The sequence below is a fragment of the Marinovum sp. genome (genome assembly GCF_034669705.1).
Classification (GTDB): domain Bacteria; phylum Pseudomonadota; class Alphaproteobacteria; order Rhodobacterales; family Rhodobacteraceae; genus Marinovum.
Window position 1 is genome coordinate 153,407 of record NZ_JAXMOR010000008.1, and the last position, 16,097, is coordinate 169,503.

Here is a 16,097-nt window from a genome sequence, read left to right on the forward strand (position 1 = left end):
TTGTCAGACCTCGGTCAGTTGCCGGGTCTGTTCCTCCGTTGCACGTATGCGCGCTTCGGCTTCGGGGCCGACGCGGGATACCAGCATCGACATCATTGTTTCGATCAGCACAAGAGTTGCCGTATAGGATGAAAAGAAATTCGCGGTCTGTGAAGGCACGATAAACGGATGGTCGGCAACTTCAAGCGCCGGACAGGTATGGCTGTCGGTCAGCACGATGGTGCGGAACCCGTTGGCCCGCGCCACCTGTGCCGCGCGGATGCTGTCGCGGGCATAGGGCGCCTTGGTCAGCACGATCACCGCGTCGCCGGGCGACATGCTGGCGAAGGACGCCGCCAGAGAGCTGCCGCTGCGCCCGGCCACCGCCCAATTGCGGGCGAAATATTGCGCCTGATAGCAGATGTAGTCGGCAATTCCGGCCGAACCGAGCAGCCCCACCAGCAGCACCTTGCCAGCGTCATGCAGCGCATCGACCGCCGCCGAGAGCCGCTCGCCCGAGATCGTGCGTTCGAGCAGGGCGATGTTCTGGCTGCAGACCCCGGCCTGGCGGTGGAGGAAGGTTTGCGGCGCCTGGTCGCCGCGGCGCAGCTCCTCGGCCCGCTGGGCATAGGGCACCAGCCGTTCGCCCATCGCGGCGCGCTGCGTCTCGCGCAGTGATTCGTAATCCTCGAAGCCCAGGGTGCGCGCGAGGCGGGAAAAGGTCGCCGGCGACACCCCGCTCGACTGCGCCATCGCCCGAAGCGAGCGGGTCGCCACATCCACCGGGTTGGCCGCCACGAAATCCGCCGCGCGGCGCAATTGCCCGGAAAGCGTGGGATATTCGGCGCTGATGCGGTCCTCGATGGTGTCCGGCACGGAATCCCCCTCAGTCTGAAACTGACTGTTTCAAACGTTTTGAGGATTGTCAACTTCTGAAACAAGTGTTTCATGAGGTCTGCCGCGAGTGGCCGACCCCAGGAGAGACCCATGCCCGAGACCTTGCCCGAACACGCCTCAGTCGTCGTCATTGGCGGCGGTATCATGGGGTGCTCGACCCTCTATCACCTGGCCAAGATGGGTGTCAGCGATGCGGTTCTGCTCGAGCGCAACCAGCTCACCTCCGGCACAACCTGGCATTCCGCGGCACAGGTCCGCGCGCTGCGCCATTCGCACAACCTGACGCGGATGATCCAGTATTCGGTCGATCTCTACGCCCAGCTCGAGGAAGAGACCGGCCAGAACGTCGGCTGGATCCAGAAGGGCTCGCTGTCGATTGCCACCACCCAGGACCGGCTGACCCATATCCAGCGGCAAGAGGCGCTGGCGCATGCCTATGGCATCGACGCCCGCTCGATCAGCGCGGCAGAGGCCAAGGAGCGCTGGCCGCTGATGAACGCCGAGGACGTGCTGGGCGCGGTCTGGTCGCCCGACGATGGCCGGGTTTCGCCCTCGGATGTCTGCGCCGCGCTGGTCAAGGCGGCCAAGCGGCTGAACGCCAAGATCTTCGAGCAGACCGGCGTCACCGGCATCCTGACCGAGAACGGCCGGGTCCGCGGCGTCGAGACCACCCGCGGCACCATCCGCTGCGACGCGGTGGCGCTCTGTGCCGGGCTCTGGTCGCGCGAGGTGGGCGCGATGGCCGGCGCCGAGGTGCCGCTCCTGGCCTGCGAGCATTTCTACCTGCTGACCAAGCCGGTCGGGGGCATCACCGGCAACATGCCGACGCTCTCGGACCACGACAACCACCTCTATATCCGCGATGACAGCGGCGGGCTGCTGGTCGGCTGTTTCGAGCCGATGGGCAAGCCGATCGCACCGGGCGTGCTGGACGAGAACTTCGAGTTCCGGCTGATGGCCGAGGACTGGGATCACTTTGAACCGATGATGATGAACGCCCTGCACCGGCTGCCGGCGCTGGAGACGGCCGAGGTCAAATCCCTGCTCAACGGCCCCGAGAGCTTTACCACCGACGGCACCTTCATGCTGGGCGAGACTGCCGAGACCAAGGGGCTTTTCCTCGGCTGCGGCATGAACTCGGTCGGAATGGCCTCTGGCGGCGGCGCGGGGATGAACCTCGCGCATTGCATCGTGCATGGTCACACCGCCTATGACCTGTCGGAGGCCGACGCCAAGCGCTTTGCGCCGGTGTTCAACTCGGTCGAGCACCTGATGGCCCGCGCGCCCGAGATCCTCGGCACCCATTACGAGATCGCCTATCCCGGCAAGCAGCTCCAGACCGCGCGCGGGCTGCGTGCGCTGCCGCTTCAGGCGGAATACGATGCCGCCGAGGCGCGCTTCGGCCAGTTCTACGGCTGGGAGCGGCCGCTCTATTTCGGCGGCGACGCCACGCCCGAGCTGACCTTCGAGCGCGCGCCCTGGTTCGAGCAGGTGAAATCCGAGGTCGCGGCGGCGCATGAGCGCGCGGCGATCTTCGACGCTTCCTCCTTCGGCAAGATCGAGGTGCAGGGGCCGGGGGCCGAGGCCTTCCTGCTGCACGTCTGCGCCGGCTACATGGCGCGCAAGCCCGGCTCGGTGATCTATACCGCCATGCTGAACGACCGCGGCACCTTCGAGTCCGACATCACTGCCCATCGCATCGCCGAGGATCACTATCGCCTGTTCGTCGGCACCGCCGCGATAAAGCGCGACCTGGCCTGGTTGCGCCGTCATGCCGAGGGTCATGACGTCACCCTGACCGACAGCACCGAGGAGTACGCGGTGCTGGGGCTGATGGGGCCGGAAGCGGCGCGGATCGTGGCCGAATGCGGCGCGCCCGAGCTCAACGAACTGGGTTATTTCAAGGTCGGCCCGGCGCATATCGCCGGCCACCACGTGCGCGCGGCGCGGATGTCCTATGTCGGTGAGGCCGGCTGGGAAATCACCTGCCGGGCCGAGAATGCGCCGGCAATCTATGCCGCGCTTACCGGGGCAGGGGCCACGCCTGCGGGGCTTCATGCGCAGACCGCGATGCGGATCGAGAAGGGCTTCTGCGCCATGGGCCACGAGCTTGACGGCGACGTGACGCCGATCGAGACCGGGCTGGACTTCGCCACCCGCAAGGCGGGCGGTTTCATCGGCGCCGAGGCGCTCGAGACCCGCCGCGCGGAGGGGGCGGAAAACCAGGTTGTGTCGCTCAGCTTCGACGATGCCGGCGCGGTGCCGCTGGGCCATGAGCCGATCCTCGCGGACGGCAAGATCGTCGGCCAGACCACCTCGGCGGCCTTCGGGTTCCGCGTCGGCGCGCCGGTGGCGCTGGGCCATGCGGCCGGGCTGCATGACGGGCAGCGGGTGCAGGTCGATATCGCGCGGCGGATGTATGATGCCACCGTGACGCGCGGCCCGCTGTTTGACCCCGAAGGCGCGCGGATGAAGCCGTGACGCCGGCGCCCACGCGGTCATGGCGCCGTCGTCGCGCTTTTTAGCGACTTTGTCTGGGTGATCTTGACCTGTTGGCAAGGGAATTCGCGCACTCTGCGGGTCGGACAGCAACGCCCGCAGAGTGGATCCCGACCGACATGACAGACGACCAGGCCCGACGTATCACCCAGGATTTCCTCGACCGTCAGGGCGAGGCCACGATGGCCGGCGACGTCGAGGCGACGCTGGACTTTTGCGACATCCCCTGCACGCTCGAGAGCCTGCAGGGCCGCGCCGTGGTCCGCAGCCGGGCCGAAATGCGCGCGATCTGCAACGCGTTCCTCTCCGAAATGGCGGGCAGGCGGCTGACCCACATGGTCCGCCGCTGCCTTGATGCGGTGCATAAGGACGATGGCAGCATCTGGGCCACCTATGAGACGCGCTATGTCCACGAGCGCCAGTTGCTGACCGAGGAGCCCTATCTCAGCCTTGTCATCCTCAAGCGGTGCCAAGGCCGCTGGAAGGCCAGTGGCATGCAATTCGCGGTGGCGCGCGACAGCCCGGCCAACACCACCCTCAGGGGCTGGCAGGCGCGGCGGATCCGCGTGCCGACAGAACCGGCGATGCGGCCGCCGCCCGGGGTCGCAAGCCATCGGGAAGTGTTCGAGAAACTGGCGCAGTGACCGTCCGTTGCAAAGGTCAAGTGGCACGTCGTCCCGAGGCCCGCCGCAGCCGGCGTGAAAGCGCCTGTCCGCGATGGAGCCGGGAACCCAGCCGCGCGCCAGGCAAACCCCATGCGGGCAAGGCGATTGCTGTACCTCACGCCGACCCTGCCGCCCGAGGGCGGGGGGCGGCCATTGGCGCCTTCGGCGGTCTTTCGCGCGCTTTTTGACGATTTTGCCCTTGATCGTGCCTAGCGCTCGCAGGAGGATGGCAAGCATTGATACCCTGCTCTACGGGTGGCCAAGGACCGGCGGCCTGAAATGGGGCGGGCCCGTCGCTGTTCCGTTTTCCGTGTCGCTACAAGAAGGGTGTGGGATTGGACCGATCTCGGTGCTTGCCATCTTCAGCAGAAACATCGCCCGGCCGCGGGACCCTGAGCCCGCCATCGGTCTCGTCTCCGGTCACCGGAGACCGCGCCGGCATGCCGGGCGCCGCCGGACTGGTGGCGGTCTACCTGCTGTACATGCTGGCGGCCGGCTTCGGGCGCTGGATGACCGTGATCCCCGACATCCCGATCACCGTCTGGCCGCCGAGCGGGGTGATCCTTGCCATGCTGCTGATCCGGCCGCGGCAGAGCTGGCCCTGGTGGATCGCGGTCGGCGCGGCGGGCGAGCTGACCGGCAACCTGCTGTGGTACGACAACCCGCTGATCTGGGCGCTGGGCTATATCCTCGCCAACGCCGCCGCGGTGCTGAGCGCGGCGCTGCTGCTGGCCCCTTACCTCGGCACCCCGATCCGCCGCTTCGACAGCCTGCGGCAGGTGCTGGCCTTTCTGGTGGTCGGCGTGATCGGTGCGCCGGTGATCAGCGCCACCCTCGGCAGCGCCATCGACGCCTTTGTCGGCAAGAACCCCTTTTCTGTCACCTGGCCGGTCTGGTGGCTGGGTGATGCCACCGGCATCCTGATTGCCACGCCGCTGGTGATTTCGCTGATCAACATGTGGCACGCCCGCATCCGGCCTGACGCGATGGCGGTGGTCGAGGGCGCGGCGATCGGCCTGCTGATCTTCGGCCTCACCGCATGGGAGATGATCACTGGCGCGGCGCATGCCTTTATCCTGCCGCTGCCGATCCTCTGGGCGGCGCTGCGGTTCGAGTTTCGCGGCGCGACGCTGGCCGTGCTGTCGCTGGCGCTGGCCATCGGCACCTTTGCCCAGGGCTTCCACACCGCCGAGATTTCCGCCGCGGGCGTGGTGCTGCTGCACACCCGGATGCAGATGCTGCTGCTGGTCGCCGCCGCCACCGGGGTGATCGTGGCCGCGATCACCCGCCAGCAGCGTGAGGCGGTGGCCGGGCTGGCCCGCGCCAACAGCGAACTCGAGGCCCGCGTGGCCGAGCGCACCCGGGCCATCGAGGCCGCCGAGGAACGCTTTCGCGCCACCTTTCAGAACGCCGGCGTCGGCATCAGCATCGTCGGCGGCGACGGCCGGCTCTTGCGTGTCAACGAAAGCCTGGCGCGGATGCTGGGCCGCGAGGTGGCGGACATGGAGGGGCATCCGCTGGATGATTTCACCCATCCCGACGATCTCGCCCTCAATCACGAGGCCTGGCAGCGGCTGCAATCCGGCACCGCCGATGAATACGATCTGGAGAAACGCTATCTGCACGCCGACGGCGTGGTGGTCTGGGGCCATACCACCGTCAGCTGCGTGCGCCATCCCGATGGGCGCATCGCCTACCTGATTAAGATCATTCAGGACATCACCGCCCGCCGCCGCTCTGACGACGCGCGGCAGATGCTGATGCGCGAGGTCAACCACCGCAGCAAGAACCTGCTGTCGATCGTCCAGGTGATTGCGCGCCAGACCGCCAACCATTCGCCGCAGGAATTCGTCACGGTCTTTGGCCAGCGGTTGCAGGCGCTCGCGGCCAACCAGGACCTGCTGGTCAACAACGAGTGGCAGCGCATCGACCTGACAGAGCTGGTGGAAAGCCAGCTCAGGCATTTCGGCGCCATCGGCCAGCGGGTGCGGCTCTCGGGCCCGGCGGTGGTGCTGCCGCCCGCCGCCGCCCAGACCCTGGGCATGGCGCTGCACGAGCTGGCCACCAATGCCGCCAAATACGGCAGCCTCAGCGTCGAGACCGGCTGCGTCGACATCAGCTGGTCCATCGATGACCGGGCTTTCCACATGTCCTGGCGTGAGACCGGCGGCCCCGATGTGCAGCCGCCGGCGGCCAAGGGCTTCGGGTCCACCGTGCTCGACACGATGACCGCCGCCTCGATGTCGGGCAAGGTGCGGATCGACTATTCACCAGAGGGCCTGCTCTGGGAGCTGCGCTGCCCGCGCTCGGCGCTGCGCGACGGTACCGCGGCTGGCGATCCGGCGGGCTTGTACTCGACCCCGTGATGCGGCGATAAGACAGCAGGTTTTTTTCAAGGTTTCCGGTCTGTCATGTTGCCAGCGTTCAGCGACCCCTCTGCCCTTGCCACGATTGCGCTGGCCCTGCTCGCCGGCGGGATGCTCAAGGGGGCGCTGGGCCTCGGCGCGCCGGTCATCGCGGTGCCGGTGCTGGCCTCGGTCTTCGACGTGAAGCTGGCGGTGGCCCTGATGGTGCTGCCGAACCTGACCAGCAACCTCTGGCAGGTCCGGCAATTTCGCGCGAGCCAGGTGCCGGGCCGCTTTCCTTGGGTCTTTGCCGGGGCCGGCGCCCTGGGCGCGGTGCTCGGTACCGGGCTTCTGATCTGGCTCGCGTCCGACACGCTCAAGCTGATCCTCTCGGCCGCGGTGCTGGCCTATGTCGGCCTGCGGCTGGCGCGGCCGGGGTTCATCCTGTCGCCGCTGCGGGCCGGGCGGCTGGCCGCGCCGGTGGGGCTGGTCGGCGGGATGCTGCAGGGGGCGGCGGGGATATCGGCGCCGGCCTCGGTCAGCTTTCTCAACGCCATGCAGCTGGCGCGGCCGGTGTTCATCTCGACGATCTCGCTGTTCTTTGCCGCCACCACCGCAATGCAGCTGCCGCTGCTGATCGCCGCCGGCGTGATGACGCCGGCGGTGCTGGTGGTGGGCATGCTGGCGGGCGCGCCGCTGTTTCTCGGCATGCGGATCGGCGGCCGGCTGGTCGGTGCAATCTCCCCACGGGCCTTCGACAGGATGATCCTGGTGCTGCTGGTCGGGCTCGCGTTCAAGCTGGCGGGCGACGCGCTGGTCTAATCCGACCCGGGCACCGTTACGGCCCCGGGCACCGTTACGGCATGGAAATGGTGCAGCGGCCCGTGCCCCCGACCGACAGAGAGCTGCCCGGCACCGCGGATCGCCCCGGTGACATAGGCCTTGGCGCCGCGCACCGCGGCCTCGAGCCCCGCGCCGCGGCCCAGCCCGGTGGCAATCGCCGAGGACAGGGTGCAGCCGGTGCCATGGGTGTTGTCGGTAACGATCCGCGGCCCCTCAAGCCAGATCTCGCCGCCGGCATGGATCAGCAGGTCGGGGCAGAGATCGCCCGCCAGATGGCCGCCCTTGAGCAGCACCGCCCGTGGCCCCAGCGCCAGCAGCGCGCGGGCCTGGGTCCGCATCTCGTCGCGGTCCTGCGCCTCGGGGCGCTGCAGCAGGTCGGCGGCCTCCGGCAGGTTGGGGGTGATCAGCGTGGCGCGGGGCAGCAGGATCTCGCGCAGCGCCGCCACCGCCGCCTCGGCCAGAAGCCGGTCGCCCCCCTTGGCCACCATCACCGGGTCGAGCACCAACGGACAGTCGAGCCCGTCAAGCGCCCCGGCCACCGTACGGATCAGCGCGGCATTGCCCAGCATGCCGATCTTGACCGCGTCGATCCGCAGGTCGTCGCGCAGGGCGGTGATCTGCGCCTGCAGCAGCTCGACCGAGCACAGCTCGACCGCGCGGACGCCGAGCGTGTTCTGCGCGGTCAAGGCAGTGATCGCAGTCATCGCATAGCCCCCATTGGCCGAGATCGCCTTGATATCGGCCTGGATTCCGGCCCCGCCGGAACTGTCGGATCCCGCGATGGAGAGGATATTGGGGATCATCGTGGCGCGCCTCGTGCTCTGGCGGCCGAGGGCGCGCATGCGGTCAGGGTCGCCCCTGCAGGTCCGCGCGCCTCCCTCCGCCGGCGTTATCCGGTTCAGGTTCCAAGGGTGCCTCTCAGCCCGGTCCCCCGAGCGCCCCCGTCGCTATCCCGCCGGAATCGCATTCCGGGGCGGGCGGGTCAAGTCTTTACAGAGATTTACCATAACTCTGATTCCGCGCCGAAATGCTGTAGCCGAACGTCACGTTTACGATGTAGGCCCGGCGGTCCTTTCGCCGGGCCCCGCGCCGGATCAGTTCAGTGCGCCATCGGTGATCTTGGAGGTCCAGGCGCCCTCGGGCTCCTTGGTGATCACCGGGTCCGAGCCGCCGGCCAGCAGCGTCTCGACCGTGCGCTGGTAGTCCTCTTCCGCCAGCGCGCCGTTCGAGCCGGCGGTCAGCTTGGCGACCTCGCCCATCATACGGATCTGGTGCTCTTCGGTCTGGGCGCCGGTCTCGTCATAGTCAAGCACGATCATCGCCGCCTCTTCCGGGTTCTCCTCGGCCCATTTCCAGCCCTGCATCGAGGCGCGGACGAATTTCTCCATCTTGGCCACGAACTCCGGGTCCTCGAGGTCGTCTTCCAGCACGTAGAGCCCGTCCTCCATCGTCGCCACGCCCTGATCCTGGTACTTGAAGGTCACCAGCTCCTCTTCGGAGACGCCGGCATCGAGCACCTGACCGTATTCGTTGTAGGTCATGGTCGAGATGCAATCGGCCTGGCGCTGCAGCAGCGGATCGACGTTGAAGCCCTGTTTCAGCACCTCGACCGAGCCCTCGGCCTTGCTGTCGGTGGCATAGCCAAGATGGCTCATCCACGACAGGAAGGGGTATTCATTGCCAAAGAACCAGACGCCGAGGGTCCGGTTGTCGAGGTCTTCGGGGGTCTCGATGCCGGCGTCCTTCCAGCAGGTCAGCATCATGCCGGAACTCTTGAACGGCTGGGCGATATTGACCAGCGGCAGGCCGTTCTCACGCGCCGCCAGCGCCGCCGGCATCCATTCGACGATCACGTCGGCCCCGCCACCGGCGATGACCTGGGTCGGTGCAATATCCGGCCCGCCGGGCATCACGGTGACATTGAGCCCCTCGTCCTCGTAAAAGCCGTTCTCGAGCGCCACGTAGTAGCCCGCGAACTGCGCCTGGGTCACCCATTTCAGTTGCAGGGTGACATCCTGATCCTGCGCCATGGCAGCACCGGTGAGCGCGGTCGTGGCCAGCGCGGCGGCTAGGAAGGTCTGTTTCATCTGTTCTCTCCTGTTGGACTTATTTTATGTCTTATTGGGTCGGTCACCCCCGCTGCGAGGGATGCCAGAAAGTCAGGGTCTTCTCGGTCAGCGCGATGATCCCGTAGACCAGCGTGCCGGTGAGCGCCGCGACAAGGATTGCCGACCAGACCAGCCCAAGGTCAAGCTGTCCGATCGAGGTCGAGATGCGAAACCCCAGGCCCAGCGTCGGCGAGCCGAAAAACTCGGCAACGATGGCGCCGATCAGGGCCAGGGTCGAGGTGATCTTGAGGCCGTTGAAGATGAAGGGCAAGGCCGCAGGCAGGCGCAGGCTGCGCAGGGTCTGGCGCCAGCCGGCGGCATAGGTGTGCATCAGGTCGCGCTGCATCGCCGAGGTCTCGTGCAGCCCGGCCACGGTGTTCACCAGCATCGGGAAATAGACCATCAGCACCACCACCGCCGCCTTGGACTGCCAGCCGAAGCCGAACCACATCACCAGGATCGGCGCGGTGCCGACGATCGGCAGCGCGGCCATGAAATTGCCCAAGGGCAGCAGCCCGCGGCGCAGGTAGTCGAACCGGTCGACCATGAGCGCCGTCAGGAAGGCCGCGGCGCAGCCGATCACCCAGCCCGAGAGCGCGCCCTTGAGGATGGTCTGCACGAAATCCCCCCAGAGCATCGGCAGGTTGGCGGCGAAGGTGGCGGCGATCTGGCTTGGCGGCGGCAGGATCACCGTCGGCACGTCGAGGCCACGCACGATCAGCTCCCACATCACCAGAAGCGTCGCGCCAAAGATCAGCGGCACGGCGAGGCGCCCCGCGCGGGTGTCGCGGGCGGCGCTGTTGGCAAGGCGGATGTTAAGCAACCAGCCGGCGGCCCAGACGACGAGTGCTGCGATCACCTGGATCATGCGCCCATCCCCATGCGCTGCAGCGCCCGGCGTTCCACCGCGCTGATCGCCCAGACCAAAAGCGCCGCCAGCGCTGCGGCCAGAAACAGCGCCGACCAGATCTGCACTGTCTGCCCGTAGTAGCTGCCCGCCAACATCCGCGCGCCGAGCCCGCCCTTCTGCACCGGCAGTTCGCCGACGATGGCGCCCACGAGGCTGGCGGCGACGGCAATCTTGAGCGAGGCGAAGAGATAGGGCACCGAGGCCGGCAGCCGCAGTTTCATCAGGATGGCGGCGGTCGTGGCATTGTAGGTGCGCATCAGGTCCATCTGCATCGCGTCGGGGCTGCGCAGCCCCTTGACCATGCCGACCACCACCGGAAAGAACGACAGATAGGCCGAGATCACCGCCTTGGGCAGCAGGCCCTGCACGCCGACCGAGTAGAGCACCACGATGATCATCGGCGCCAGCGCCACGATCGGGATGGTCTGGCTGACGATCGCCCAGGGCATCACCGACATGTCCATGACCCGCGAATGCACGATCCCCACGGCGAGGAGGATGCCGAGTCCGGTGCCGATCAAAAAGCCCACCATGGTGGCGTTGAGCGTGACCAGCGCGTGATGCAGCAGGCCGCGGTTCGACAGGCTGCCGGAGTTCACCAACCCGCGGCGGCCCTGGGTTTCCTCCACCCAGGTGGATTTGTAGAGCTCGCCCACCACCTGATGCGGTGCCGGCAGGCGTGGTCGGTCGAGGCTCCAGCTCTCGCCGAGCGCATGGGTGTTGGCCGCGATCAGCGCCCAGTTGCCCATGTCACGCCGCGCCACCGCGGTTTCCGGCTGGATGGCGACGCCGGCGCGTTCGGCGCGGGTCAGCGTTTCCTGAACGTTCATCGGCACCACGGCAACATACCACAGGCCGATCAGCGCCAGCACCACGGCGAGCACCGGCGGGACATGGCGCAAGGCCGTCCCTGACCTGCTCCGGGTCCTCTGGGTCAGTGTTGCTTCAGCCATGGTGTGGCCCTCGGACCGGGAGGTCCCGGATCAAGTCCGGGACGCGGGGGTGGGTTGCCGCATGCGTGGCGCGCCACGGCCCATGCGCCGGGGCCTCGTCGCCGCGGGCGAGGTCCCGGATCAGGTCCGGGACTGCGGTGTGTTGCGCTGCGCTCATTCCTCGTACCCCGCGCGCAGGCCTTCGCGTACCCGATGGGCGATCTCGATGAACTCGGGCGTGTCGCGGATATCGAGCGGGCGCTCGGCCGGCAGCGGGCTTTCGATCACGTCGGTGATCCGCCCGGGCCGCGGCGACATCACCACGATATGGGTCGACAGATAGACCGCCTCCGGGATCGAATGAGTGACGAAGCCGATGGTCTTCTGCGTCCGCGCCCAGAGCCGCAGCACCTCTTCGTTGAGCCGGTCGCGCACGATCTCGTCGAGCGCGCCGAAGGGTTCGTCCATCAGCAGCAGGTCGGCGTCGAACGCCAGCGCGCGGGCAATGCTGGCGCGTTGCTGCATGCCGCCCGACAGCTGCCAGGGAAACTTCTTCTCGAAGCCGCTCAGATCAACCAGGTCGAGGACCCGGTCGATGCGCTCTTTCTGCTCGGCGCGGGAAAACCCCATGATCTCGAGCGGCAGGGCGATGTTGCGGCCGATGGTACGCCAGGGGTAGAGCCCCGCCGCCTGAAAGACATAGCCATAGGCGCGCGCGCGCCGGGCCTCGTCCGGCGTCATGCCGTTGACCGTGAGGCTGCCGCCGGTGGGCTGTTCCAGCGCCGCGATGCAGCGCAGAAAGGTCGTCTTGCCGCAGCCCGAGGGGCCGATGAAGCTGACGAAGGCGCCTTTCGGGATGTCGAGGGTGATGTCGCGCAGGGCGTGCACCGGGCCGTCGCCGGTCTCGAAGGTCAGGTCGAGGTGCTCGGCGCGGATCACGATCTCTTCGGCTGCCTTGGCCGGTCTGTCCATGGCGATCACCTTGGGGTCGGCCTGGGGGGCGGGAATGCTCACGGGTTGGGTCTCTCCTCTTGAACCTGGCTGGCGGGGCGACACCACGGCAGTGTCTCGCCCGGCCGCGGGGCGGTGATGCAACATCTGTGCACTGATACCACGTCACTGCGGCGTCGCAGCACCTGCGGAGACCGCGCGGGCGGCAGCCTCCCGGACCCGGACTGCAACGGTCGGACCGCGGTGCCGCGCGGGCCGGTCCGGAAGGCAGGCCTCACCGCGTCACACCCCACTCGCCGGAATGCCGGACCGCGCGACCGGCCGCGGCGCGGTCAGTGCCTTCCACTTCGACAGCGCCGTGTTGGTCGCAGTATTCGGCGTGCGTTTGACGAATGCGCCGTGGCCCTCCTGGCTGCGCAACTCGCCGTCGTGCACCGCCACATGGCCGCGGGTCAGGGTGAAACGCGGCAGGCCCTTGACCTCTTTGCCCTCGAAGACGTTGTAATCGATGGCAGAGACCTGCTTGTCGGCGGTGATGGTCTTGGTCTTCTCCGGGTCCCAGACCACGATATCGGCATCCGCGCCCGGCAGGATCGCGCCCTTCTTCGGGTAGCAGTTCAGCACCTTGGCAATATTGGTCGAGGTCACGGCGACGAATTCCTCGGGCGTGAGCCGGCCGGTCTCGACGCCATGGGTCCAGAGCATCGGCATCCGGTCCTCGAGCCCGCCGGTGCCGTTGGGGATCTTGGTGAAATCGCCCACGCCGTAGCGTTTCTGCTCGGTGGTAAAGGCGCAGTGGTCGGTGGCGACGACCGAGAGCGAACCGGATTGCAATCCGGCCCAGAGGCTCTCCTGATGCTTGAGGTTGCGGAACGGCGGCGACATCACGCGGCGGGCGGCGTGGTCCCAGTCGGTGTTCATGTATTCGCTCTCGTCGAGCGTCAGGTGCTGGATCAGCGGCTCGCCCCAGACCCGCTTGCCCTGCTGGCGGGCGCGGCGGATGGCCTCATGCGCTTCCTCGCAGCTCACATGCACCACATAGAGCGGCACGCCGGCCATGTCGGCGATCATGATGGCGCGGTTGGCGGCCTCACCCTCGACCTGCGGCGGGCGGGAATAGGCATGCGCCTCGGGGCCGGTGTTGCCCTCGGCCAGCAGCTTCTGCTGCAGGTCGGCAACCACATCGCCGTTCTCGGCATGGACCATGGCGATGCCGCCCAGTTCTCCGATGCGCTGGAAGGAGGCGTACATCTCATCGTCCTGCACCATCAGCGCGCCCTTGTAGGCCATGAAGTGCTTGAAGGTGTTGATGCCGCGCTCCTTGACCACGGTCTCCATCTCGTTGAACACCTGCTCGCCCCACCATGTCACGGCCATGTGGAAGCTGTAGTCGCAATGGGCGCGGGTCGATTTGTTGTCCCACATCTTGAGCGCGTCGAGCAGGCCTTGCCCCGGCGACGGCAGCGCGAAATCCACCACCATGGTGGTGCCGCCGGCCAGCGCGGCGCGGGTGCCGCTGTCGAAATCATCGGTGGAATAGGTGCCCATGAAGGGCATCTCGAGGTGGGTATGCGGGTCGATGCCGCCGGGCATGACGTAGCAGCCGGTGGCGTCGAGGGTTTCGTCGCCCTTGAGGTCGGGGCCGATCTCGGTGATCTGGCCGTTTTCTACAGCCACGTCGGCCTTGTAGGTCCGGTCGTGGGTGACGATGGTGCCGTTCTTGATGACTTTGGTCATGTGCGTGTCTCCCTGCGTGACGCAGTCCCGGACCTGATCCGGGACCTCAGAGAAACGAGGCCTCCATCACCAGATCGGACCATGTCGGATTGTGATGTTTGATCAGCGCGTCTTTCCATGCGCGGCGCCAGCGTTTGAGTTTGCGTTCCCGGGCGATGGCCTCGGGCAAGCTCTCGTGGGTTTCGAAATAGACCAGCTTGTGAATGCGATACTTGCCGGTATGCGTTGAACCGAGGCCCGAGCGGTGCTCGACCATGCGCTTGGGCAGGTTGCCCGTCACGCCGATGTAGATCGCGGTGTTTGAACGGCAGGCGGCGATGTAGGTGTGAAAGGCCATACCGCATATTTGGTGCGCCACGGTTAACACGGCCTTTACGCAGTCCCGGACCTGATCCGGGACCTCTTGCGCCACGATGGAGGTCCCGGATCAAGTCCGGGACTGCGGCGGAGGGTGCGGCTGAGCTCACCTCTCGATCCCCGCCGTCTCGACCACCGCGTGCAGCAGCACATCCGCCCCCGCCTTGGCCCAGTCTTTCGAGATCTCCTCGGCCTCGTTGTGCGACAGCCCGTCGACGCAGGGGCACATCACCATCGCGGTCGGTGCCACCCGGTTGATCCAGCAGGCGTCGTGGCCCGCGCCAGAGATGATGTTGCGGTGCGAATAGCCCAGCCGTTCGGCGGCATTGCGCACCGCGGTGACGCAGCCGGCGTCGAACTCCACCGGGTCGAAACCGCCGACCTTCTCGAACGCCACCTCGAGCCCCATGTCGTCGCAGATCTCCCGCGCCGCGGCGGTCATCTGCGACTCCATTTCCTCGATCACCGCAAGCTGCGGCGAGCGCAGATCGACGGTGAAGACCGCCTTGCCGGGGATCACGTTGCGCGAGTTCGGAAACACCTCGATATGGCCCGCCGCGCCCACCGCATCCGGCTTGTGCGCCCAGGCGATCTGGTCGACCTTCTCGAGGATACGCGCCATCGCCAGCCCGGCGTTCTTGCGCATCGGCATCGGCGTCGAGCCGGTGTGGCTTTCCTTGCCGGTCACCGTGACCTGGGTCCACGACAGGCCCTGGCCGTGGGTGACGACGCCGATGTCCTTGCCCTCGGCCTCGAGGATCGGCCCCTGCTCGATGTGCAGCTCGAAGAAGGCATGCATCTTGCGGGCGCCCACCTCTTCCTCGCCCTTCCAGCCGATCCGTTCCAGCTCGTCGCCGAAGCGCTTGCCGTCGTGATCCTCGCGGTCGTAGGCCCAGTCCTGCGCATGCACCCCGGCAAAGACGCCCGAGGCCAGCATGGCCGGGGCAAAGCGCGTGCCCTCCTCGTTGGTCCAGTTGGTCACCACGATCGGATGGCGGGTCTTGATGTCGAGATCGTTCAGGGTGCGGAGGATCTCGAGCCCGCCCAGCACGCCCAGCACCCCGTCATACTTGCCCCCCGTGGGCTGGGTGTCGAGATGGCTGCCGACATAGACCGGCAGCGCCTCGGGGTCGGTGCCCTCGCGGCGGGCGAACATGTTGCCCATCTGGTCGAGCCCCATGGTGCAGCCCGCCGCCTCGCACCAGCGCTGGAACAGCGCCCGGCCCTCGCCATCGGCATCGGTCACGGTCTGGCGGTTGTTGCCGCCGGCGATGCCGGGGCCGATCTTGGCCATCTCCATGATGCTGTCCCAGAGACGGTCGCCATCAATGGTCATGTTGGCTGTCGGTTCGGTCATATCATCCCCTGTCGGTCGTAAAGGCCATTTCGGCTCTGATTGAATTTGACCATCCGGTCAAAAGAACGCTACCACGGGAGAGAGGTCAGTCAAGGCACTCTGTGGCGTGGCGGGCAAAAGGTTGATTTTCGGGCAGGACAAGCAGCGCATGACAATTCAATCGGCAATCGCGCAAGGCGCGGCGCGGCGCACCGCCGAGGGCAAATCGCGCACGCGGATCCAGCTGCGCAACCGCGAGCTGATCCTTCAGGCCGCGCTGCAGGTCTTTTCGCAATACGGCTTTCGCGGCGCGACCCTCGACCAGATCGCCAACGAGTCGGGCCTGTCGAAGCCCAACCTGCTCTACTACTTCCCCTCCAAGGAGGCGATGCACCAGGACCTGCTGCAGGCGCTGCTCGAGACCTGGCTCGACCCGCTGCGCGCGCTTGACCCCGAAGGCGAACCGCTGGAGGAAATCCTGGCCTATGTGCAGCGCAAGCTGCAGCTGGCGCGCGATTACCCCCGCGAAAGCCGGCTC

14 protein-coding genes and 1 riboswitch are annotated in these 16,097 nt (G+C 67.2%); of the genes, 5 read left to right on the forward strand and 9 right to left on the reverse strand.

Annotated elements, in window-relative coordinates:
* Positions 1–3 precede the first annotated feature (3 nt).
* Positions 4–855: a MurR/RpiR family transcriptional regulator gene (locus VOI27_RS08330; protein WP_323764858.1), complete on the reverse strand. Its 852-nt coding sequence runs from the start codon at positions 853–855 to the stop codon at positions 4–6.
* 111 nt (positions 856–966) lie between these two features.
* Here VOI27_RS08330 and VOI27_RS08335 point away from each other — a divergent pair, with 111 nt between their 5' ends.
* The 4 genes from VOI27_RS08335 (at position 967) to VOI27_RS08350 (ending at position 7,207) form a co-directional block, all read left to right on the forward strand.
* Entirely contained in the window at positions 967–3,357 is a 2,391-nt protein-coding gene (locus tag VOI27_RS08335; protein WP_323764859.1) for an FAD-dependent oxidoreductase, read from the forward strand.
* A gap of 137 nt (positions 3,358–3,494) precedes the next feature.
* On the forward strand, positions 3,495–4,019 hold the full coding sequence (locus VOI27_RS08340; RefSeq protein WP_323764860.1) for a hypothetical protein: 525 nt from the start codon (positions 3,495–3,497) through the stop codon (positions 4,017–4,019).
* 461 nt (positions 4,020–4,480) lie between these two features.
* Positions 4,481–6,406, forward strand: a complete 1,926-nt coding sequence (locus VOI27_RS08345) for an MASE1 domain-containing protein (RefSeq protein ID WP_323764861.1) — start codon at positions 4,481–4,483, stop codon at positions 6,404–6,406.
* A 45-nt stretch (positions 6,407–6,451) separates the two neighbouring features.
* Complete coding sequence (locus VOI27_RS08350) at positions 6,452–7,207, forward strand: sulfite exporter TauE/SafE family protein (RefSeq protein ID WP_323764862.1); 756 nt, start codon at positions 6,452–6,454, stop codon at positions 7,205–7,207.
* Here the strand turns inward: VOI27_RS08350 and thiD are convergent.
* From thiD to VOI27_RS08390, 8 genes are all read right to left on the reverse strand, one after another.
* Positions 7,204–8,031, reverse strand: coding sequence for a bifunctional hydroxymethylpyrimidine kinase/phosphomethylpyrimidine kinase (thiD, locus tag VOI27_RS08355; RefSeq protein ID WP_323764863.1), 828 nt, complete (start codon positions 8,029–8,031; stop codon positions 7,204–7,206). The two genes, VOI27_RS08350 and thiD, sit on opposite strands and share 4 nt — an antisense overlap.
* A 55-nt stretch (positions 8,032–8,086) precedes the next feature.
* A riboswitch (TPP riboswitch) is annotated at positions 8,087–8,181 on the reverse strand.
* A 141-nt stretch (positions 8,182–8,322) separates the two neighbouring features.
* Positions 8,323–9,315 carry an ABC transporter substrate-binding protein gene (locus VOI27_RS08360; protein ID WP_323764864.1) on the reverse strand — a complete coding sequence of 331 codons (993 nt, stop codon included), beginning with the start codon at positions 9,313–9,315 and terminating at the stop codon, positions 8,323–8,325.
* Between the two features lie 43 nt (positions 9,316–9,358).
* A complete protein-coding gene (locus VOI27_RS08365) occupies positions 9,359–10,204 on the reverse strand; it encodes an ABC transporter permease (RefSeq protein WP_323764865.1) in 846 nt (281 codons plus the stop codon).
* Positions 10,201–11,148 carry an ABC transporter permease gene (locus tag VOI27_RS08370; protein ID WP_323764866.1) on the reverse strand — a complete coding sequence of 316 codons (948 nt, stop codon included), beginning with the start codon at positions 11,146–11,148 and terminating at the stop codon, positions 10,201–10,203. The genes VOI27_RS08365 and VOI27_RS08370 overlap by 4 nt, the downstream gene beginning before the upstream one ends.
* Positions 11,149–11,352: 204 nt before the next feature.
* Complete coding sequence (locus VOI27_RS08375; RefSeq protein ID WP_323764876.1) at positions 11,353–12,150, reverse strand: ABC transporter ATP-binding protein; 798 nt, start codon at positions 12,148–12,150, stop codon at positions 11,353–11,355.
* A gap of 261 nt (positions 12,151–12,411) precedes the next feature.
* Complete coding sequence (gene hydA / locus VOI27_RS08380) at positions 12,412–13,866, reverse strand: dihydropyrimidinase (RefSeq protein WP_323764867.1); 1,455 nt, start codon at positions 13,864–13,866, stop codon at positions 12,412–12,414.
* Between the two features lie 46 nt (positions 13,867–13,912).
* The gene (locus VOI27_RS08385; protein WP_323764868.1) at positions 13,913–14,278 is read right to left on the reverse strand and encodes a GIY-YIG nuclease family protein; all 366 of its coding nucleotides are present in this window, start codon (positions 14,276–14,278) and stop codon (positions 13,913–13,915) included.
* Positions 14,279–14,329: 51 nt separating this feature from the next.
* Positions 14,330–15,580 (reverse strand): Zn-dependent hydrolase, encoded by a 1,251-nt coding sequence (locus VOI27_RS08390; RefSeq protein ID WP_323764869.1) that lies wholly within the window; start codon positions 15,578–15,580, stop codon positions 14,330–14,332.
* Between the two features lie 148 nt (positions 15,581–15,728).
* Between VOI27_RS08390 and VOI27_RS08395 the strand changes: the two genes are divergently transcribed.
* Positions 15,729–16,097 (forward strand): TetR family transcriptional regulator (locus tag VOI27_RS08395; RefSeq protein ID WP_323764870.1); only part of this gene is annotated, 369 nt, incomplete at its 3' end.